Source organism: Sorangium sp. So ce834 (assembly GCF_051521425.1).
Lineage (GTDB): Bacteria > Myxococcota_A > Polyangia > Polyangiales > Polyangiaceae > Sorangium > Sorangium cellulosum_D.
Genome location: NZ_CP150351.1, coordinates 12906174 through 12924411 on the forward strand (window position 1 = coordinate 12906174; position 18238 = coordinate 12924411).

Annotated in this window: 13 protein-coding genes; 3 read left to right on the forward strand and 10 right to left on the reverse strand. The window is 71.2% G+C overall.

Features of this window, described 5'->3' with window-relative positions; translation table 11 throughout:
• Positions 1–144 precede the first annotated feature (144 nt).
• From WMF20_RS47220 to WMF20_RS47230, 3 genes are all read right to left on the reverse strand, one after another.
• Complete coding sequence (locus WMF20_RS47220) at positions 145–723, reverse strand: hypothetical protein (RefSeq protein ID WP_129580392.1); 579 nt, start codon at positions 721–723, stop codon at positions 145–147.
• Between the two features lie 280 nt (positions 724–1003).
• The gene (locus WMF20_RS47225) at positions 1004–2263 is read right to left on the reverse strand and encodes a hypothetical protein (RefSeq protein ID WP_437608289.1); all 1260 of its coding nucleotides are present in this window, start codon (positions 2261–2263) and stop codon (positions 1004–1006) included.
• Between the two features lie 162 nt (positions 2264–2425).
• Entirely contained in the window at positions 2426–3478 is a 1053-nt protein-coding gene (locus tag WMF20_RS47230; protein WP_437608291.1) for a LysR family transcriptional regulator, read from the reverse strand.
• Here WMF20_RS47230 and WMF20_RS47235 point away from each other — a divergent pair.
• Positions 3451–4794, forward strand: a complete 1344-nt coding sequence (locus WMF20_RS47235; RefSeq protein ID WP_437608293.1) for an MFS transporter — start codon at positions 3451–3453, stop codon at positions 4792–4794. The genes WMF20_RS47230 and WMF20_RS47235 overlap by 28 nt on opposite strands.
• A gap of 48 nt (positions 4795–4842) precedes the next feature.
• Here the strand turns inward: WMF20_RS47235 and WMF20_RS47240 are convergent, their stop codons facing one another.
• Entirely contained in the window at positions 4843–5934 is a 1092-nt protein-coding gene (locus WMF20_RS47240; protein WP_437608295.1) for an aldo/keto reductase, read from the reverse strand.
• 264 nt (positions 5935–6198) lie between these two features.
• Between WMF20_RS47240 and WMF20_RS47245 the strand changes: the two genes are divergently transcribed.
• Complete coding sequence (locus tag WMF20_RS47245; RefSeq protein WP_437608297.1) at positions 6199–6735, forward strand: hypothetical protein; 537 nt, start codon at positions 6199–6201, stop codon at positions 6733–6735.
• Between the two features lie 13 nt (positions 6736–6748).
• Here WMF20_RS47245 and WMF20_RS47250 read toward each other — a convergent pair whose 3' ends face one another.
• Complete coding sequence (locus WMF20_RS47250; RefSeq protein WP_129580398.1) at positions 6749–8113, reverse strand: DUF1552 domain-containing protein; 1365 nt, start codon at positions 8111–8113, stop codon at positions 6749–6751.
• Positions 8110–9891: a DUF1592 domain-containing protein gene (locus WMF20_RS47255; RefSeq protein ID WP_437608299.1), complete on the reverse strand. Its 1782-nt coding sequence runs from the start codon at positions 9889–9891 to the stop codon at positions 8110–8112. Before WMF20_RS47255 ends, WMF20_RS47250 begins: the two co-directional genes overlap by 4 nt.
• 697 nt (positions 9892–10588) lie before the next feature.
• On the opposite strand from WMF20_RS47255, the gene WMF20_RS47260 reads away from it, so the two are divergent.
• Positions 10589–11743 carry a family 16 glycosylhydrolase gene (locus tag WMF20_RS47260; protein ID WP_437608301.1) on the forward strand — a complete coding sequence of 385 codons (1155 nt, stop codon included), beginning with the start codon at positions 10589–10591 and terminating at the stop codon, positions 11741–11743.
• Positions 11744–11855: 112 nt separating this feature from the next.
• Here WMF20_RS47260 and WMF20_RS47265 read toward each other — a convergent pair whose 3' ends face one another.
• The 4 genes from WMF20_RS47265 to WMF20_RS47280 form a co-directional block, all read right to left on the reverse strand.
• Positions 11856–13544 carry a DEAD/DEAH box helicase gene (locus tag WMF20_RS47265; RefSeq protein ID WP_437608303.1) on the reverse strand — a complete coding sequence of 563 codons (1689 nt, stop codon included), beginning with the start codon at positions 13542–13544 and terminating at the stop codon, positions 11856–11858.
• An 80-nt stretch (positions 13545–13624) separates the two neighbouring features.
• Positions 13625–15253 carry a DUF1592 domain-containing protein gene (locus WMF20_RS47270; RefSeq protein ID WP_437608305.1) on the reverse strand — a complete coding sequence of 543 codons (1629 nt, stop codon included), beginning with the start codon at positions 15251–15253 and terminating at the stop codon, positions 13625–13627.
• A complete protein-coding gene (locus WMF20_RS47275; protein ID WP_437608307.1) occupies positions 15250–16638 on the reverse strand; it encodes a DUF1552 domain-containing protein in 1389 nt (462 codons plus the stop codon). The genes WMF20_RS47270 and WMF20_RS47275 overlap by 4 nt, the downstream gene beginning before the upstream one ends.
• 251 nt (positions 16639–16889) lie before the next feature.
• The gene (locus WMF20_RS47280) at positions 16890–18011 is read right to left on the reverse strand and encodes a hypothetical protein (protein WP_437608309.1); all 1122 of its coding nucleotides are present in this window, start codon (positions 18009–18011) and stop codon (positions 16890–16892) included.
• Positions 18012–18238: the final 227 nt, after the last annotated feature.

Genomic DNA, 18238 nt, shown 5'->3' on the forward strand with positions numbered 1-18238 from the left:
GAAAGACTCGAGTGCTGATGGATTTCATCGGTCCGCCGAGGGCGCTGACCTCGGCTCTTGTGTCAGCATGTCAAGCCTTGGAAGCGATTCGGGGGTCGTGTCGCACAGCGCTGTGCCGCCGCGCCCTCGACCGCGCCGCGCGGCTCAGCCCAGGCGTTGCTGCAGGCGGTGCAGGTGGTGCTCCTCGCCGTTCAAGGTCAGCACCGCCATGAACCCGTTGCGCGCGAGCTCCTCCTCGAGCCTGAACTCGTGCGTCCCCGGGATAACCGAGGTGTCGACGATGCGCGCGATCTTCGGCGCCAGGGCGGCGCCGGGGTAGCTGTAAATCTCGAGGCGCAGCGCGCATGCGCGCTCGATCGTCGCGCGCGCGACGAACGCGCCCGCGCCCTCCGTCACCGAGAAGGCGCTCCCGAGCTCTCCCTCGACGGAAGATCTCCTGAGCGCCCAGGCGATCTGCTGGCCCGCGATCGGGGCGTACACGTCCAGCACCATCACGTCCTTGTTCTGCTCCTTGAAGCGCGCGTGGAGGCGCGCCCGGGTGGCGGCGTCCACGCCGCCGCCGATGGTGATGAGGTCGAAGTCGCCGGCGTGGAACTCCGCGTCCGGCGACTCGCTCAACGTGCCGACGGCCGAGTGCCCCTGCTGGTTCAGCCCTGCCACGCCCCGCTCGAGGACATCGGCCCTCTTGCCGATGACCAGGATCCTCTTCGCTCTCGATGCCATGCTCTCTCCTCCTTCGCGCGCTGTCGGAACGCCGGCGGGGGCGCCCGGAGAGCAACGTGCAGCGTCGCCTCCAGCAGGCTGGACCTCCTGCCAATGGGTTGGAATGATTCTGCTCGTTTGTTGCACGCGCGCGCTGCGCGCCTCCTGCGCGCCCCCTGCGCGGTCCGCAGCCGCTCAGCAGCCTATCGGACGCGAATGCATGCGTCGCGCGCTGCCCGGTCGCGCTCGGCGAGGAGGTGTTCATGTGCCGGTGTTCTGCGGCGCGGCAGGACCAGCCACCTCACCGCTTTCGGCCTTCCGCTTCCGCGAGCGAGCGCGGTCGCTGGCGGCGACCGGTGACGACGTCGTCGATCAGCTCGAGCACGCCGCGCGTGATGGCGTCGGTGGGATCGAGGGACAGCGCAGCGTTCGCCTCGGCGAGCGCGCCCTCGACGTCTCCTGTCAGCAGGAGGATCACGGCCAGGTTGCAGCGCAGTCCGGCGTCCTCGGGCCGAAGCTCGATCGCGCGCCGGGCGATCGGCAGGGCGTCGCGCGCGCGATCGAGCTCCAGGTAGACGGCGCCGAGCTCGCGGCATCCGTCCGCCTGCTCGGGATCGATCGCGTGCGCGTGCTGCAGGGCGGCGAGCGCCGCGTCCAGCTCGCCGAGCCGCATCTCGACCTTGCCGAGCAGCCAGAGGTTCGCGAACGCGCCCTTGCGCTCGGCGGCCTGCCGGAGCAGCGCCCGGGCTCGCTCCAGCGCGTCTCGATCCGCCGCCGCCAGCGGCTTCGACCGCGGTTCGAGCGCGAGGTGTCCGCTCATCTCGGCAGCCCGGGTGAAGAGCGCCCTCCCGTCGCGGAGATCGGACGCGAGCGCCTCCGCTTCGGCGCGGACCGACGCTGGAAGCGCCGGGTCGCCGAGCAGCCCGTCCAGCACCTCGAACGCCTCGCGCTCCTTGCCGGTGAGCGCGAGGGCTCGCGCCAGAGGGACGCGCACCCCTGCGAGGCGGCGGTCGGGGTCGGCGTCTACCGCGCGCCGGAGCCAGCCCTCGGCCTCGGACCGGTGGCGCGCCTTCGCTTCCGGGCCGGTGGCCGCCTCGGCGCGCGCCGACGAGAGCTGGCCCAGATCGGCATAGCCAGGCGCGTAGCCAGGCCATGAGCCGATGATTCGTCGGAGCCAGAACTCCGCGTCGTCGAACTGCCCACTCGACGCGTGCTCGGCCGCCACCCGCCCGTAGTCCACCGACTCCTCGGCGCTGATGAACCGCGGCATCGCCGACCACCCGCACCGTCGGCACATCCATCCATCGACGGCCAGCGGGTACTGTCGCCAGATCTCGACCTGATCACCGCCGCCCGCGGTCGTGAACACGACCTTACGGAGCGGCCCGTCGCACCGCTCGCATGCCGCCATCTCCCTGCGGCCCGGCTCCCTCGGCTCCTGCGGGAACACCTTCGCGCGCTCGAGATCCCGCAAGATGACGCGGTCCTCCTCGAACGCGACGTCTCCGGTGCTCCTGTGAACGCCGAGAGCCGCGAGGACGCGATACCAGAGTGAGGTCAATGAGGGCATAAAGGAGTGGAGGTCTCCGCGTCGTGGTCCGCTCGGATCTCGTGACGTTTCGGCGTGCAGTCCACGCTTCGCGATCGCCGTGACCGGACCGGAGACTACCCCGCGGGGTCGTGCATCGCCACGACGCATCGACCGCCGCGCGGGCCGGGCCGATCAGCCGCGCCGGGCCGCCGCGCCGTCGACCACCGCCGGCACGGACGCCCGCATCGCCTCGATGAAGCGCCGCAGCCGGGCCGGATAGAAGCGCGCGTGGGGGTAGACCAGGTAGACGGGCAGCGGATCCGCCTGCCACGCCGGCGCGAGGTGCACAAGCCGCCGCGCTGCCAGGTCGTCGGCGACCAGCCATGACGAGGACACGCAGACGCCGAGGCCCATCAGCGCGGCGCTGTGCAGGGCGTACAGGCTGTCGGTGCTCATGCGCGGGCGGATCGCGAGCTCGATCCGTTCGCCGCTCGACGCATGGGTCAGCGCGATCGTGTCGCGGTAATAGGTGCGCAGCGCGAGCCAAGGCATGTCGGCCAGCGCCGATGGATGCGCCGGCGGCGCCGCTCGGCCCAGCACCGAGGGCGCGGCGGCCACGATGCGCGGCACCTCGGCCAGGCGGATCGCCACAAGCGCCGAATCGGCCACCGCGCCGACCAGGATCGCGCAGTCGATGCCGTCGGCGATGAAGCTCGGCTGCCCGTTGCGCAGCAGCCACTCGACCGAGACGCGCGGGTAGCGGCGCAGGTAGTCGGCGAGCGGCTTGACCAGCTGGTGCTGGCCGAAGGCGTGCGGCACGACCACGCGCAGCGTCCCGTCGGGCTGGTCGCGGTCGCCCCGCAGGTCCGACTCGAGCGCCGCAAGGCTCGCCAGCAGCGCCTTGGCCCGCTCGAAGCAGCGCTCGCCGTCCTCGGTCAGCTTCATCGTGTGCGTGGAGCGCTGCAGCAGCGGCAGGCCCAGCGAGCGCTCCAGCGCCTGCAGGCGGCGGCTCACGGTGGGCTGCGTCGTCCCCAGCTGGGTGGCCGCGGCCGACAGGCTCCCTGCCTCGACGATCCTGACGAACGTCTGCAGCAAGGCGACGCGGTCCATCGACGAAGGGGAGGGCGGCGCCGGCCTGGTCATGCGTCGAGCGTATAACCATCGTGCGTCCCACGCCACTACAGCGCCGGAACGACGCTTCCCATACTGCGTGCACCATGCAAGCCATTCCGCTGACGCATACAACCCCTGCGCTCCAGCCGGCGCCAGCCGCGTCCGCGGCGCCCCTGCCCGCCGCGTCCGCGGCGCCCCTGCCCGCCGCGTCCGCGGCGCCCCTGCCCGCCGCGTCCGCGGCGCCCCTGCCCGCCGCGTCCGCGGCGCCCCTGCCCGCCGCCCTGGTGCTGCTGCTGGCCACCGGGGCGGGCCTGGCCGCGGCCTCGCTCTACTACAGCCAGCCCATGCTCGGCGTGCTCGGGGCCGACCTCGGCGCGGGCGGCCGCGCGCTCGGCCTCGTGCCCACGCTGGCCCAGCTGGGCTATGCGCTGGGCATCCTGCTGCTTGCGCCGCTCGGCGACCGCTACGATCGGCGGCGCATCATCCTGGCCAAGGCGGCCGTGCTGGCGGCCGCGCTGCTGCTCGGCGGCGCCGCTCACGGCATCGGCGCGCTGCTGGTCGCCAGCCTGATCACCGGCCTGACCGCGACCCTGGCGCAGGACATCGTGCCCGCCGCCGCGACGGTCGCCCCCGAGGCGGACCGCGGCAAGGTCGTCGGCACCGTCATGACCGGCCTGCTGCTGGGCATCCTGCTGTCCCGCGTGGTCAGCGGCTTCGTGGCGGAGCATTTCGGCTGGCGCACGGTGTTCGTCGCCGCCGCGGCCAGCATCGCCCTGCTCGGCGCGGCGATGTGGCGCGGCCTGCCGCGCTTTCAGCCGACCACGCAGCTGAGCTACGCCGCGCTGCTCGGCTCCTTGGCCGAGCTGTGGAAGCGCCACGGCGCGTTGCGGCGCGCGGCGCTGGCCCAGGGGCTGCTGGCGGTGGGGTTCAGCGCGTTCTGGTCCACGCTCGCCGTGATGCTGCACGGCGCGCCGTTCCACCTCGGCAGCGCGGCGGCGGGGGCCTTCGGCCTGGCCGGCGCGGCCGGCGCCGTGGCGGCCCCGCTGGCCGGCCGCATCGCCGACCGCCGCGGGCCCGAGCGGGTGACGCGCATGGGCGCCGCGCTCTCGGTCGCGGCCTTCGCCGCCATGGCGCTGTCGCCCTTGCTGTCGGCGCACGGGCGGCTGTGGCTGCTCGGCGCCAGCGCCGTCGCCTTCGACTTCGGCATCCAGGCCGCGCTCGTGGCGCATCAGACCATCGTTTACGGCATCGAGCCCGGCGCGCGCAGCCGCCTCAACGCCGTGCTCTTCGTCGGCATGTTCGTCGGCATGGCCCTCGGCGCCGCGCTGGGCAGCGCGCTCCTCGCCCAGTGGGGCTGGCTCGCGGTGACGGCGCTCGCCTCGTCGACGGCGGCCGGCGCGCTCCTCGTCCGGCTCTGGCCGGCGGCGCGCCGGGCGCCGCGCGCGTGATCGCGCGCGACGGTCGACTCCCGAGGTCCGGCCTGCGCGTGGAGCGGCTCAGTAGTGATCGCCGCGCCGTTGCGGCAGGATCGGCGAGAGCTGCGACGCCTCCCCATTGATCGTGGTCCCGCCGCCGTAGACCGCCGGCGCGTGCCGCAGAAAAGGGATGGGGAACGGCAGCTGCGGCGCGGAGGCCGCATCGAGCGCCGCGACCTGCTCGGCCGTCAGCGTCACCTCGAGCGCCTGCAAATTGTCCTCGATGTGCGCGATGGTGCGTCCTCCGATGATGGTCGACCCCACGCCGGGCTGCGAGCGCACCCAGGCCAGGGCCACGCGGGGCACCGTGGTGTCCAGCTCCTTGGCGATGCGGGCGAGCACATCGACGATCTCGTAGTCCCTCTCCTGCACCCGTCCGGCGACCATGGCGGCGCGGCCTCCGGTCACCTTGCCCGCGTTCTCCCGGGTGTACTTCCCGCTCAGCCGACCGCTCGCCAGCGGCGACCACGGCACGACGCCCAGCCCCAGCTCCCGCGCCATGGGGATGAGCTCACCCTCGACGGTGCGCTCGGCGAGCGAGTACTCGATCTGCAGCGCGATGAACGGCGCCCACCCGCGGAACTGCGCGAGCAGCTGCGCCTGCGCGACCTTCCACGCCGGAGCATCCGAGATGCCGAGATAGCGGACCTTCCCCGCCTGCACGAGGTCGTGCATCGCGGCGGCGGTCTCCTCGATGGGCGTGTGCTTGTCCCAGATGTGCAGGTAGTAGAGGTCGATGTAATCGGTGCGCAGGCGGCGCAGGGACTGCTCGCAGGCCGCGACGACCGCCTTTCGGTTCGCGCCGCCGCCGTTGGGGTCGCCCGGGTAGAGGTTGCCGCTGAACTTCGTGGCGATGACCACCCGGTCGCGCTTCTCCCGGTCGTGCGCCAGGTGGTCGCCGATGATCTTCTCGGAGTGGCCGCGCGTGTAGAAGTTGGCGGTGTCGATGAAGTTGCCGCCGAGCTCGAGGTACCGGTCGATGATCTGCTCCGACTCCTTCACGCTCGAGCCGAAGCCGGGGCCGAGGTCTTCGCCGAAGGTCATCGCGCCCAGGCAGAAGGGGCTGACGCGGAGGCCTGAGCGGCCGAGGGTGACGTAGTGATTCAGGGGCATGGGCTCTCTCCGTGGGCTTCCCCGCTCGCAAGTCCGCAGGATCGCGGTTGCGCAGGAGGGTCTTGGTTGAGCTAGACGGAACATCGTTTCGTTTCTGCCGAGATCAATACGGAACGATGTTCCGTTTGTCAAGGAGCCGGGGATGATTGCTCGTGAGAGGAGATGGTGCGCACGCCGTCTCCCAGGGCTCGCCGCGCGTTCGCCATCGATCACGAAGACGCTTCCGCCCGCGGGCGGCCGCCGCTTTCGTCTATCCTGGTCGCCATGATCAAGCCCAGCAGGAGCGGCCGAGCTGCGCCGGCGGACGAGGTGTTCGCCGCGAGGAGGCGCAAGCCGGTACCGCACGAGTTCGTGCTCGAGGCGCTGGCCCCGCTGGGGCCCGAGACGCGGCCGATGTTCGGCTGCGTGGCGGTCTATGTCGAGGACAAGATCGTCTTCGCCCTGCGCGACAAGCCCGCGCCGTTGCAGGACAACGGCGTCTGGCTCGCCACGACGGAGGAGCACCACGCCGCCTTGCGCGCGGAGTTCCCGAACATGCGGAGCATCGCGGTGCTCGGGCGCGCGGTGACGGGCTGGCAGGTGCTCCCGGCGGACGCGCCCGATTTCGAGGAGGCCGCCCTGCGCGCGTGCGCGCTCATCCGGGCGGGCGATCCGCGCATCGGGAAGGTGCCGGGCGAGCGGCGAAAGCGGGTCGAGGCGCCGGCGAAGACGGCGGTGACGAAGAAGGCGCCGGTGAAGAAGGCGGCGGCGAAGAAGGCACCGGTGAAGAAGGCGGCGGCGAAGACGCGCCGCCCCAGATGACACGTCCCCCGGCTCAGGTGAGCGGCAGGGCGCCCCCGGTGTTCAGCACGCCCTCGCCGAAGCTCGTCATGTCGTCGAAGCCCATGTAGTGGAAGCAGCTCACGAGCATGTCGGCGAAGGAGCGTTTGCCCTTGAAGTCGAGCAGCCGCCCGCGCCGGAAGTGGTCGTGCGCCTTGCCCGCGAGGACGACCAGGCTGTCCTCGATGCTGTGGGTGTCGCCCTGCCCGAGCTCGTTCCAGTGCACGACGAGCGTGTGATCCCAGAGCGTGCCGTCGCCGTCGCTCGTGCTCTTCAAGATCTCGTAGAGCTTCGTGTTCTGCTGCCAGAGGTGCTTGTGGATCTTGCGGATGTCGGCGAACGCGGCGGCGTCGCTGTTGTGCGAGATGTCGTGGTGCCCCTCGCTGAGGCCCAGGTTCGAGTAGACCCGGTTGCTGGTGTTGCCGCTCCAGTTGAAGTTCACCACGCGCGTCAGATCGCAGGCGAACGCCAGGGCGCTGATCTTGAAGAACAGCTCGCCGATGATCGCGTGGTTGTCGTCGGCGTAGGGGTTGAGCTTCTCGCCGAGCGGGGTCTGCACGCACGCGGCCGCGCCGTTGCCGGTCTGGAGCGCGCGCTCGACGTCGCGGATCGACTCGAGGTGCTGCTGGATCTTGGCGCGGTCCTCGGCGCCGAGCCGGGTGAGCAGGGAATTGCCCTCCTCGCGCACCAGATCGAGGGCCGACTGCCGCTTCGCCAGGCGCCTCAGCACCTCCTGCTGCGCGGCCTGGTCGTCGGACGTGAAGGCGAAGATGCGGGCGTAGGCCGCGTACGGGTCGGTCTCCGGCGGGATCGGGGTCTGCTTGCCCACGGGCCCCGCGTGAGAATGCGTGTTCCAGATGTCGTTCCACTTGTCCCCGACGCGGAACACGAGGTGCCGGTGCGCGACGCGCTCGTCGGCTTCCAGCACGCGGCCGCCGATCGCGTGGTCGGCGCTCGGCCCCTCCACGTAACCGATGGTGCTCTCGGTGCCGCCGATCGGGAACGACCCGGTGCCGGACTTCCACGGCGCGAGCGAGCTGCCGCCCTGCTGGTGGTTGTCGGCCCGCGCGTCCTCCGGCAGATCGTAGAAGCGCTTGTGCAGGTTGTTGAGGAAGACGAGATCCTCGCGGTACGGCTCGAGCGGGGAGAGGAACTCGCCGAGCTCGAAGCTCGTCTCGCCGGCGGCGCTGAAGCGCTTCGCCGTCTCGTCGCCGTTCGCCTGGAAGACGAACATGATGCGACGCGGGGACTGCGCCGGCTGGGCGCGCGCGCGGCTCGACCGCATGGCATCGAGGAACGGGAGCGCGAGCGCAACTCCGGATGCGCCACGCAGGAAGGTACGGCGGCTCAGCGGTTTCATGGTCTCTCCGGGTGGATCACGGGGCGGTAGCGGAAGGCGTCCGTTCGCGTGAGCGCGACGACGAGCTCGGACAGGCTGTAGCCGCTCTCCTGGAAGGCGACCGAGAGCGCCGCCATCGAGCAGCGATCGGCGTCGGTCCGGTCGCGGCCGTAGAAGAAGCGGAAGTTCTGCAGCACGTAGCAGGCGCGCGCCTCCTCGCTCTCTGCGAGGCGCTGGCCCAGCTCGGCGGCGTTCGCGACGGGGCCGTTGACGTCGCGCGTGTACGCGATGGTGCTGGAGGTGTCGACCGGCTTGCCGCCCTCGTCCGTGGTGCGGAAGCGGCCCACGGCGTCGAACGACTCGAACACCACGCCGATGGGATCCATCATCTGGTGGCACCCCGCGCAGCTCGGATCGGTGCGGTGGCGCTCGAGGCGCTCGCGCTGCGAGAGCCCCTCTCCGAGGCCCTCGAGATCGAGCTGCACGTTGTTGGGCGGCGCCGGCACGAGCCCGCACAGGAGATCGGTGCGCACCTTGAGGCCGCGCCGGACGATGGAGGTGCGCGTCGCCTTGTCGCGCGTGAGCAGCATGCCCTGGGTCAGCACGCCCGAGCGGCCGGGCATGTCGACCCTGACGAAGTCGTCGCCGCTCACCCCATCCACGCCGTAGTGCCGCGCGAGCGCGCCGTTCACGAAGCTGTGGTCGGCGGTGAGGAGCTCGCCGAACGAGCCGCCCGGGTCCGCGAACACGCTCATCACGAAGGTGCGCGTCTCCTCTTGCAGCAGGGCGGGTAGGCCGGACACGAGGTCCGGATACACCGCGGGATCGCGGGTCATGCCGCTCAGCAGGTCGATGTCGAGCCACTGGTCGAAGTACTCGAACAGGCGATCGGCCTTTGGATCGGCCAGCATGCGCCGCACCTGGGCCTCGATCTGGTCCGGCGTGCCGAGCTCGTCCGCGGCCGCGGCGCGCGTGAGCTCCTCGTCAGGCTGCGATTGCCAGAGCAAGTACGAGAGCCGCGAGGCCATCTCGTACGGCGTGGGCTCGGTGACGTCCCCCGCGCTCTCCTTCCCGAGCTCGACGCGGTAGAGCACGTTGGGCGACTGCAGCATGCTGAAGACGACCCACTCGATGCCGTCCTGGAAGGTGTACCCGTCCGCGCCCGCGGTGAAGCGCTCCTCGTAGCTCTGGACCTCGGCCTCGGTGAGCGGCCTCCGGTACGCCCTGGCGCCGAAGGTGCGGATGAAGTCGCGCGCGCACTCGAGCTCACCGAGCGCCGCCGGATCGCAGGAGACCAGGCCCGGCGCCTTGGCCGCGACGGCGGCGATCTGCTCGGCGGCGTCGAGGTACTTCTGCGCGACGAGCGAGCCGACGGTCAAGAAGCCCGCGTTGTTGCGGAAGCCGAGCGACTCGGGCTCGTTCGGGAACGTGGCGACCGCCGCGTCGATGGTGGAGGCCACGCCCGGGACGCCGGCGAAGAGATCCTTCAGCGTGTTCGTGTACTCGTCGTTGCTGAGGCGGCGGAGCGGCGCCGCGCCGGGCTGCGGCGTCTGGCAGAAGGGCGAGGCCAGCACGTCCTCCGGGGGCTGGCCGCTCTCGGGCGCGCCCACGCCGCCGCTCCCGGGGCCGGGCCCCGTGTCCTCACCGGGCCCGCCGATCTGGCCGTTGCACGCCGCGACGAGCGCGAGCAAGAGCGGAGCCGCGTACCTGAATCGTGAGCCGGTGAGCTCGAAAGGAAAGCGATGCGTGTGTTGCTCGGGGTTCACCGTCTCCTCCACGCCGCGTCCGAAGAAAGGCACGAATTGATGCGAGCGCCGACCACAGGGGTCGACGCCGGCACGGGTTCACGACGCTGCGACGCGACAGCGACGAGAGGAGAACGTACCAGAGCCCGCCCGGTCAGGCACACGCCACGGATCGATCGCGAACACTTTTGTCCTCCAATGACTCACTCGTTCATCCAATTTCTTTACTATCGCTGCGCTTTTTGAATCTCCACGGCAACTGCGAGCGTCGCCTCGCGCGGCGCCGGACATCGCCGCGATAGTAAGATGTTTTAACGAACTGTCATTCACCCCTCGCCGGCGGCTCCTGGGTCGACGGTCCTGGGCGGCGCGGTGTCAGCGCCTGGATGCCGCCGCGGCGGTGGCCACGACGAGGCGCCGGGGTAGAGCTGCTCGAGCACGTCATGCAGCTTGGGCGAGCGCGGGAACACCGCCTCGACCACCGGACCGTGTCGCTGCCCGCCGCGGCGAGGCGCGTGTCCTCGCGCATGTTGCCGACGGCGGCCGCGTGTACGCGGGCGCCTCCTCGCGAGAGGCGCTCTCCGCGGTGGACGACGGATATCCGTGCTGTGCGTTACGCGGCCGCTTGGTCGCGCTCGACGCGGTGACTGGGGAGCTCCTGTGGCGGGTCTACCTTAGCACGGACCACGGCCAAGGCGCCAGCTTCCCCCACATAACCGGCTTATGTTAGCGTTCTCATGGAGGTTCCATCATGCTTATGAAATTCCGTGTGGGTGCGATGCTCGCTGCTGCCTCGCTGGCGCTCGCGGTGAGCTCGACCGCGGTCGCGAAGCCTTACAAGGGAGGAGAGCTCTACACGACCCAGGGCCAGCTCCACGGTCGTATCGAGGTGCGCATGCGCATGGCGCGCGGGAGCGGCATCCTGTCGACCTTCTTCACCTACAAGGACGGCTCCGAGATGTCCGGCGCGTTCTGGGAGGAGATCGATATCGAGGTCTTCGGAAAGGACAACGCCCGGAGCTGGCAGTCCAACATCATCACCGGCATGGGCACGAGGGTGACGTCGGAGCAGGTCCACACGGCGGCCGCCTCCCTCGCGGACGCCTATCACACCTACACGCTGGAGTGGACGCCGGACTACGTCTCCTGGAGCATCGACGGGGTGCAGATCCGGAAGGCGACGGGCGCGCAGGTGGCCGCCCTGACGAACCCCCAGTCCTTGCGCTTCAACCTGTGGTCCTCCGATGCCACCGAGTGGGTCGGACCGTTCGACGATTCCGTCCTCCCGCAGCACCAGTTCGTCAACTGGATCAAGTACTATCGTTACAACAATGGAAGCTTCGAGCTCGCGTGGCAGGACGATTTCGACTCCGTGGACAGCGGGCGATGGGGCAAAGCGGACTGGACGTTCGACGGTAACCGCGTCGACTTCGACCCGCGGAACGTGACGGTGAAGGACGGCACGCTGGTGCTGTCGCTGACACGGGAGGGGCAGACCGGGTTCAACGGAGCTGTGCCCCGCGATGAGGACACCGGGCCAGGCACCGGCGCGGGCGGGGGCGGCGCGGGCGGGGCGGGGACGACGACCTCCTCCTCCGCGAGCGGCGCGGGCGGGGCGGAGACGGCGACCTCCTCGTCCGCGGGCGGCGCGGGCGGGGCGGGGACGACGACCTCCTCCTCCGCGGGCGGCGCGGGCGGGGAGGCGCCGGCCGCCACCTCCTCCGTGGGCAGCGGCGCACCGGGCGAGGGAGGTGCGGGCGGCGGAACGACGCCGGACGAGGGGTCCTCCGACGGAGGTTGCGGGGTCGCCGTCGCCGGGGCCAGCGCCACGGCGAGCTCGTGGGCCGCGGCGCTCGTCGTGGGGCTCTCCGCCCTGGCGATGCGACGGCGCCGGAACCGCGGCTGACCTCGGGACAGCCGGGCGGCCCGACGCTGGAAAGCGCAGACGTGGCGCGCGGGTCCGTCGAGGGCTCGCCCCGCCGCGTCGCCGCCGGCCCCGTCACGCCGGGGCGAGCGGCTCATCGCCCCTCGCGCGGCGCGGTGACCCTCGCCCACACCGCGAGGATCATGGCCTGTTCCATGGTGCTCGGCGGGGGATGGCCCCTCGGGGGCTCGGCGGGCAGGGGCACCGGGGGCTTTCCCCTGCGCCATGGCGCGTCGTGGCGCGCCGACGCCCCGGCCGCGGGGCCGGGGCGCGCGACCTCGTAATCGACGGCGGCCACCGCCTCCTCGAGGGTCGAGAAGCGCTCGACGAGCTTGCCATCCAGCAGGACGTGCCACCGCTTCCCGCGACCGCCGCGGGCGAGGACGGCGACCTCGCTGATCGCTCCGGGCTTCCTCTCGAAATGGAGCGCGAGGCCGAAGCGGCCGAGCGACACCCACGCATTGCGCGAGATGGCCAGCACCTCGGGGTCGACGCGCAGGCTCAGCGGATCGAAGCGCGCGGCGCGCTCCTGGATCTCGCGCAGCGTGATGCGGCCCGCCTCGACCTCGAACCCCGGGTAATCGAAGGTCACCTGCCGGTAGAAGCGGCTCGCCTCGGCGGCGTCCCTGCCCTCGAGATCGAGGTCGCGAGGCATGCCGAAGAGCGAGGGGAGCGTGCACAGCTTCAGCGAGGAGAGGTCGACGAAATCGAGGATGAGGCAATCCTTCTTGCCTGGATGGAGGCGGGTGCCGCGCCCGACGCACTGGGCATAGAGCCCCTCCGAGCGGGTGGGGCGGGCCATCGCGACGCAGGAGACGCCAGGGTCGTCGAAGCCCTCGGTGAGGACAGCGACGTTGGTGAGCACCTGGACGCGCTCTTCCCGGAAATCGGCGAGGATCCGGCCGCGGAGGTCGGACGGCATGTCGCCGTGGACGTAGGCGGCCCGGACGCCGAGGTGGTTGAGCGCCTTGGAGAGATTCCTGGCGTGCGCCACGGTGACGCAGAACGCGATGGTGCGCCGGTCGCGGGCGAGCTCTTGAATGGATCGGGCGACGAGCGCGTTGCGCTCCTCCAGGTCGACGGCCTCCTCGAGCTCGTCCGTGGCGAAGTCGAGGCCGCCCGCGTCGAGGCGGGAGAGGTCCGTGGCGGTGGCGACGCGATAGCCGGTGAGGGGGGCGAGGTAGCCGTCCGCGATCATCTCGGGGAGCGTGCGGCTGTAGACGATCGCCTCGAAGACGTCGTCGAGGCCTTTGCCGTCGCCGCGGGCCGTCGTCGCGGTGAACCCGAGGAGGGTGCCGGTCCACGCGGGGTCGAAGGCGCCGAGCTGGCGGAGGACGCGGCGGTTGTCCTCGGCGGGGGCGTGGTGGCATTCGTCGTAGATCACGAGGCCGATATCGCGACCACGGGTGACCTGCTCGAGCCGCTTCTCGTGGAGGGAGCGTATCGAACAGACGATGACGCGCGCGTCCGCCGAGGCGCGGAGCTCGCCCTGCTCGACGGCGACCGTGGCCTGCCCGCCGAGGGCGCGCTCGATCTTGTCCTTGGCCTGGAAGAGGAGCTCTTCGCGGTGGGCGAGGACGAGGACCTGCCGCCTGGCGAGGCGGGCGAGATGGGAGAAGACGACGGTCTTGCCAGCGCCGGTGGGGAGGCACACGACCATGCGTCGGACGCCGCGCCTGCGGGCCGCGAGGACCGCGTCGATGGCGGCGCGCTGGTAAGGGCGAAGGGCGGGCGCGCCGGGGCCCATCGGCGCTGAGGCGGTCGTGAGGGTGGCGCTGGTCATGAGCTCTCGTGCTGGCGTCGCGCCAGCATAGCCCGGGGCCCGTGTCCGTGCCGTCACGGCGCGGGCCCGCGCCGCGCAGGCTACTCCCGGCGGACGCGGGCGCGCATGTGCTCGGTGCCCGCGAGCTGGGCGAAGTATTCGACGAGGCCGATCTGCCCGTTCATGAGGCCCTGCTGGACCTCGCTGATGGCGCACTCGGCCCCGAGCGCCCCGCCGTAGGCATAGGCCGCTCCGAGCTTGCTCACGCACTCGGTCACCTCGGGCGAGCCGGCGAGCGTCTCGGCCAGGCCCGTTGCGCCGACGACAGGCCGCTTCTCGCCCGCGACGGCGACGTAGCCCGAGTCGTCGATGGCGAGGCCGCCCTCGTCGGCGCGGTAGCGCCCCGTCTCGTCGAAGTGCTCGAGCGCGAAGCCCGTCGGGTCGAACGACGCGTGGCACCCATTGCAGGCTTCGGCGGAGATGTGGATCTCCTCGTAGCGCGCGCGCGTCGTCGTCTTCCCCGGATCGGGCTTGGTGATCGCCGGGATGTTCTCCGGCGGCGGGGGGACGTCGCCGCAGAGGAGCCGCTCGAAGACGAGCAGTCCGCGGTGGGTCGGTGACGAGCCGTCCATGCGCGAGTTCCCCGCGAGGATGGAGCCCTGGGCGAGCAGCCCGACGCCCCACTCCGCCGGCCGATCCACGCGCTGGAAGGCCGCGCCGGCGACGTTGCCGTACCCGTAGAACGTCGAGAGCCGGTCGTTGAGGAAGGTGTACGGCGCGGTCAAGAGCTCGGCCACGCCGGCGCCGCGGGTGTAGAGGACCTCCTCGAGGAAGAGGCGTGTCTCTTCCTGCATGAAGCCCCCATAGGTGCTGAAGTCGGGGAGCTTCTCCTTCGCGATCCCGTTCACCTTCCCGTAGCTGAGCCACTGCTGCAGGAAGCGGCTCATCGCCTCGTGGCCGCGCGGCGAGCGGAGGAGCGCGCGCGCCTCCTCGACGAGCGCCTCCGGCGAGCCGAGCTCCCCGCGCGCCGCCTTGTCGAGCAGCTCGGGCGTGGGCGTCGTGCCTGTGTAGTCGTAGGCGAGCGCCGTCGCGAGCTCGTGCTGGGACAGCTCGTAGCGGCCGCCGTTCGGGGTGCCGATCTCCGAGCGGTAGAACGCATGGGGCGACTGGATCATGGAGACCAGCGTCCACTTGAGCCCGACGCGGAAATCGGACTTCCCGCTCACCGAGGCGTGGAGCGCCAGGAGCTCGCCCTTCTCCTCCTCGCTCACCGGCCGGCGGAACAGCCGCAGCCCGTACCGGGTGACGAACTCGGCGGCGCACTCGGGGCCAGGCTGCGTCGCCGCGCACGGGAGCGAGGTGGCCAGCGCGGCCTCGGCGGTCACGATGTCGGCGACGTCCTCCGCCGTGCCCAGCAGCTCCTTCGCGGTCTGGACGCCGACCTGCAGGGCCTCGGCGTCGTTGGTGAAGCCGAGCTTCGATGTCGGGTCGGTGCCCAGCCGGACGCCCGACCACGCCGCCGCGCCGAGCTCGGGGAAGATGTCGCGGAGGCTGTTCTCCAGCTCCAGCGCGGAGAGCCGCCGCAGCACCGGAGCGCCGACCTGCGCCTGCTCGCACGAGCTGCCGTCGACGACAGGGCCCTTCTCGGGATCGTCCCCGCCCGCGTCACCGACGCACGCGAGGAGCGATGACGCCGCTCCGGCGAGCACCCACGTTTGCCAGCGAGTCATGACTTCAGCTCCTGGATCGGCTGCGCGCTGCGCGCGCCGATCTGCTTGATGGAAACGCCCATGGCATCGCCGAGCGTGGCCAGCATGTTGACGTGGTCGGTGTCGACGTCGACGACGCCGCGGCTCGCGATGCGGCCGCCGGCGTTGCCGATCAGGATCGCCGGGAGATAGGAGTGGACGATCTGGTTCCCGAGGTAGACGTCGTGGACGTCGGAGTTGTGGTCGGCGCCGTCGCCGATCTCGCTGCACACGTAGACGAGCGAGTTGTGGAGGACGGTGTTGCCGGGATCGAGCGGGTCGGGCTGGTCGAGGACGGTGAGCAGCTTCTCCGCGAGGCGCGCGAAGAACCAGCCCTGGACCGCCGCGAACTCCTTGCGACCGGGCGGCTCGCGGGAGTGGGACGTCGCCCCGTGATAGTTGCTCGCGCTCCCGGGGCCGCCGGTGAAGCTCATGGGGAGATCGCAGTTGACCCACAGGTTCTGCATCGTGACGACGCGCGCGGTGCCGCACACCATCGCGTTGGCGGCGACCTCGAGGTGCGCGTCGATGACGCTCCGCAGGTTCGCCTGCTCGAAGACGCTCTTGCCCGAGAGCGCGTCAAGCGCGGGCAGCGCCGGCCGCTCGCTGCAGGCGTTCACGACCGGCCTGTCGGCCGCGGCCTTGAGCGAGCGCACCGACTCGAGGTGCACCCCGAGCTTGCGCTGCTCGCTCGTGAGGCCCGAGAGCGCGCGCTGCATCTTTTCGAGCTGCCGCTCGGTGAGCCCGAGCGCCTCGTTGCGGAACGCCGCCTCGTCCGTCGCCGGCGCGCCTCCGCCCTGCTGCCCGCCGCCGACGGCCCCGAGCATCTCCGCGGCCGCGGCCACGGGGTCCTCGATGGGGCGCACCCAGACGCCCCCGTGCCTGATCAGGTAGGAGTTCTTGTCGAACCCCGTCCCGTCCTGGTTCCTCGGGTACGGGTTGGCCCCGAGGTTGTAGGCCTCGACGCCGAGCGCCTGCGCGATGGTATGGTCGATCGAGTCGGCCCCCGCGCCGTCCTTCACGCCGGTGAGCACGCCGGCGACCGCCTCGTGGTTGCCGAAGCCGTTGATGCCGAGCCCGCGGCAGACATTGACGTATTTCCCGAAGGGCGCGAGCGCCGACAGGACCGTTGAGCCCTTCAGGAAGTCGGCGCCCGGGGAGCCGTACGGCTCGGCATACTCCATGGGCATGCCATGGGGAACGAAGTAGATGAACAGCCGGACCGGCGCCGCGCTCGGCTCGGCCAGCGCCAGGTTGCTCATCCGGAAGGCGAGCGGCGCCGCGATTCCGGCGCCGAGCGCCTTCAAGAAGACGCGGCGCCCCAGCGCGAGGTCGCTCTTTTGGTGTTTCTTGGCAAGAGAACGCATCTCGTCGTCTCCATTCGGGCAAAGCAAGAAAGCCCCGTGGATGATCGTCGTACCGTCGTTTTGTTGCGGTGACGGTAAGAAAGGAAGTTTGGCGCGAGAATTATCTCACGGTCGGCGCGCGAAGCAACTCCATTGAACGTCGATATCTTGTGCTGCGTTGCTCGGTGAACTAAAATACATTCGCTTGCGCTGTGCGGCAGGCGGGGAGTGGGGCGCCGGGCGGAGCGACGGATACGTGCGCTTCGGATCGTTCAGCGGCGGTCGCGACGCCGCCGCGCGCGGCTCGCGAGGGATAGCGCGAGCCCGATCGCGGGCAGCGCCCAGCCGCGCGAGGCGCCGCGGCCCGCGCTCGCCGAGCAGCCGACGCTGACGTGATCGCCGTCCGGGTCCCCCGGAGGGTCGCCGCCGGCGCCCGGGCCGGGAGCCTCGCAGGAGCTCACGTCGTCCTCGGCGCATTCGCTGGGGTGCCTCTCGCAGCGCGCCGCCCTCGCCCTGCACCAGGCCTCCTCGAAGCCCTCGGGCGGAGCAGCGCACCCCTCGACGGTCTCGTCGATGGTCGCCGCGTCGGCCGGGAAGACGCCCGTCGCGCCCGCGTCGCCGTGCTGGACGCACGTGCGCTCCTTCTCGATCGTCGTGCCGTCGACGAGGCTCCTGTACGTGAGCTGGTAACAGTACTCCGTGGCCGCGACGTCGTACGACGTGCCGAGGAACCCTTCCCAGACCGTCTTCTTGCCGAGCTCCTCCCCGTCGGGGCTCGAGAAGGTGAAGGTCTGCACGTACTGGCCCACGCCGTGGTCCACCCCCCCGCTCACATCGAGGTAGACCTTGACGTAACGCTCCACCTCCTTGGCCACGCAGACCTCTTCAGGACCGCAGGTCCACCCATCGTCGATACAGCAGCTCGTCTCGCCGTGCCAGCGCTCCTCGACGACGACGTTGGCCTGGACGGGGACGGCGCCGACGTCCATATCGACTGCGGCGCTGGCCTGGGTCTCCCAGATCTCGGCGCCGATGCTCTGTTGCTCCACCGTGACCTGGTAGGTGTGGCCGTCGACGAGCGGGGCCGCGGGGCGAAAGGCGAGCAGGCTCTCGCCCTCGCTCACGGGCACGTCGGCGACCTCCTCCTGGGCGCCCGTGAGGACCTCGCCCGTGGCCTTGTCCGTGACCACGAGCACGGGCGCGCTCTCCGGACAGTTGTAGTAGCAGTTGACCCGGGCCACGATGACCCCGTCGAGCGGCACGGCGCGCGGGACCGAGGACGCATAGCGCCCGTCCGGCGGAGGCGAGCAGGCGGCGCTCGGACGGGAGATACAGAGAGCGCTCAGGCCTCCCATGACGGCGAGGGTCAACGCGGCGAAACGAGAACAAGGCATCGAAGTTCCTCCTCGAGCGGCCCGACGCGGGTCAGCTCCGCAAGGGCGTGCGCGGACGCATGTGCCGGAGTGCAGTCGTCGTGCCGGCCGCGACTCGCCCGATCGCCGCGAGGTTCTCGCGGGCTCCGCGCGCGCCGCGCATGACCGTGGTGTCAGCCTGTGCCAGCAGCCCTGGGCGCGCTGTCGCGCCGCGGAGCCCTGCGCGCGCCAGGCAGCCGGCGCCGCCT

Coding starts and splice junctions, on each gene's coding strand:
- WMF20_RS47260 (WP_437608301.1), top strand. CDS start 10,589: ATGCTTATGAAATTCCGTGTGGGTGCGATGCTCGCTGCTGCCTCGCTG.
- WMF20_RS47280 (WP_437608309.1), bottom strand. CDS start 18,011: ATGCCTTGTTCTCGTTTCGCCGCGTTGACCCTCGCCGTCATGGGAGGC.
- WMF20_RS47250 (WP_129580398.1), bottom strand. CDS start 8,113: ATGAAACCGCTGAGCCGCCGTACCTTCCTGCGTGGCGCATCCGGAGTT.
- WMF20_RS47265 (WP_437608303.1), bottom strand. CDS start 13,544: ATGACCAGCGCCACCCTCACGACCGCCTCAGCGCCGATGGGCCCCGGC.
- WMF20_RS47270 (WP_437608305.1), bottom strand. CDS start 15,253: ATGACTCGCTGGCAAACGTGGGTGCTCGCCGGAGCGGCGTCATCGCTC.
- WMF20_RS47235 (WP_437608293.1), top strand. CDS start 3,451: ATGCAAGCCATTCCGCTGACGCATACAACCCCTGCGCTCCAGCCGGCG.
- WMF20_RS47275 (WP_437608307.1), bottom strand. CDS start 16,638: ATGCGTTCTCTTGCCAAGAAACACCAAAAGAGCGACCTCGCGCTGGGG.
- WMF20_RS47220 (WP_129580392.1), bottom strand. CDS start 723: ATGGCATCGAGAGCGAAGAGGATCCTGGTCATCGGCAAGAGGGCCGAT.
- WMF20_RS47245 (WP_437608297.1), top strand. CDS start 6,199: ATGATCAAGCCCAGCAGGAGCGGCCGAGCTGCGCCGGCGGACGAGGTG.
- WMF20_RS47240 (WP_437608295.1), bottom strand. CDS start 5,934: ATGCCCCTGAATCACTACGTCACCCTCGGCCGCTCAGGCCTCCGCGTC.